The following is a 2,225-nucleotide window of genomic DNA, read 5'->3' on the forward strand; positions in this document are numbered from 1 at the left end:
CGATGGTGCAGAACACCGCCGGCGGGACGAATACGCGGAGCGGGTTGAAATAGCAGACTGTCCTGAGGATCAGCACGACGAAATTGTAGGTGTCTTTGATTGGCCGGATCTTGGATGTGCCCACGCGCTGGAGGTAATCGATCGGCCTGTAGACTACCCGAAAGCCATTCGTCAACATGCCGAGCGTAATGGTGGTTGTGAATGAGAAGCCGTTCGGCAATATTACGCAAGGGTAGGCTCTTTGCGCACAGATTGCCTTCCTGCGGACAAATGAACTCGTCCAGGCAGCGCAGTCTTCCTCATCGCGTGCACACGACGCCATGGAACACTCGGAGACCGGCCGAAGCGAGTCGTTACCGCATCTCATTCGTATTCATTACCTGTCGGTACAGACATTCAAGGCGAAGAGCCATTTGCTCTATACTGAAGCTTTCTCTGACACGTAGTCGCCCTGCTGCTCCCATACTCCGAGCGAGCGCCTCGTTATCCAACAACTGATTGATCGCGTTCGCCAGGAGTTCTGGATCAGCAGCCGGGACCAGCAGTCCTGTTTCACCATTACGAACCAATTCGGGCACACCCCCGACGTCTGTCGCGACAACCGGGCGGCCCATAGCCATCGCTTCCAACACGGCGTTGGGAAACCCTTCCCAGATTGAAGGTTGGACGTAGATGTCGCACTTCTGCAATAGGCCGAGAACATCTTGACGTCGGCCGATGAAGCATACGTGGGAAGAGAGACCAAGGTCACAGGCCCGTTTCTCAAGGGCATCCCTTAGGGGGCCGTCACCTACAATGACGAAATGAGCCGTTGGACAGTGACGGACGACGGCGGTTGCCGCCGTGAGCAGGTATTCAAGCCCCTTAGCTATGGTGAGCCGACCGACGAACATCACGATCCGTGCGTCATCCGGGATGGGCAACTCAGCGGCGTTGGACACACTAGCCACGGCATCGATCTCGTCCAGATCGAGTGCGTTGGGTATCGTCGCCAGCCGTTGATCAGGAATACCGTACGATGCCTTCGCCGCACGTATCGCGCTTTCGGAGACCCCGATCAGCAGGTCAGCACGGCGGACGAAAGGTGCCTGCAGCCACCTCGGGAGCTTGTCAACAATGTTGGCCTCATGGCAGATGACCCTGGTGCGGCCAGCTATTCGGGCAGCGCACACACCGACAATCTTGCTCCCTTCCAGGTGCGTGTGGAGCAGATCGGCGCGTTCCGCTCTTAGCCGGAAAGCGAGATGTATCGGCACTAGCGGAAGGCAGATTGGAGTTGCAGCGAGACATGTCACGGAGATCCCGGCGTCATCCAACTCTTGCCGGAAGTGGTCACCCGTCCGCAAGGTGCAAACGCTTGATGACACCACTTCTGGGTCCATCCGTTTCAAGAGACGCACAAGCGACGCTTGGCGCCCACCAAGGCCGAGGTGGTCTATGAGATGTATGACTCTAATTGGCCTTTGTTTCATCTCTATCTGATGGCTCGATTTCCTGGAGTCCAGGCGCACCGAGGCGCTCGCGGGAGTATCTGCCGTCCGTGCGCCAGTTCAGAAAAGCGTCGTTGAAGTGCGTGCGGTGCGACTTCGTTTTTGCCTGAGCTACGGCATTTTGGATGTACACCCGAGCTGTTTGCTGCGGCCCCGTATGCCGGTGTGTCCCCTTGGCTCTATTTGTCCCTTTGTCTCCACTACCTTATTGGACTTACACCGTATGCCAATCGCAGGCCTCCGTCCCAAGACTCTCCAGAGGGGGCCATTGGATGCGTTCACATCGTCACTTGGCCCTCGCAGTCCGCTGCATCTCAGCTTCATACTGCTGCGCGACGCGTTCCCAGGCGAAATGCTCTTCGGCCAAGCGTCTGCCAGCAAGTCCTATGGAGTGCTGCTGGTCGGGCGTGCTGCCGAGTGCCATCACAGCGCTTCTGAGACGGTCCACATCCACTGGTGGTACCTGCATACCGCCGGGTCCAGCAAGCTCCGCAGCGCCTGTCCCTTCAACGGCTATGATTGGCAGTCCTGCCAACATGGCTTCCAGCACCACCGTCGGAAAGTTCTCAGCCAGCGACGGGTGAACGAAAATGGAAGAGGTCTCATAAAGGTCCCTTAGTGCGCCGTTGCTCTTGTCGAGCCAGCCATGGAATACGACCGGCACTCCCAGCCGCTCGGCCAGATCCCGCAGAACCGGCAGGTACGGCCCGTCTCCCACGATCTCCAGGCGGTAGT

General features: G+C 58.1%; 2 protein-coding genes. Both read right to left on the reverse strand.

What is annotated here, in order from left to right:
• Positions 1-353 precede the first annotated feature (353 nt).
• The gene (locus tag HPY44_22360) at positions 354-1,391 is read right to left on the reverse strand and encodes a glycosyltransferase (GenBank protein NSW58762.1); all 1,038 of its coding nucleotides are present in this window, start codon (positions 1,389-1,391) and stop codon (positions 354-356) included.
• A gap of 385 nt (positions 1,392-1,776) precedes the next feature.
• Positions 1,777-2,225: glycosyltransferase (locus HPY44_22365; GenBank protein ID NSW58763.1), on the reverse strand; the 449-nt coding region annotated here is incomplete at its 5' end.

This window comes from Armatimonadota bacterium (assembly GCA_013314775.1).
Taxonomy (GTDB): Bacteria; Armatimonadota; Zipacnadia; order Zipacnadales; family JABUFB01; genus JABUFB01.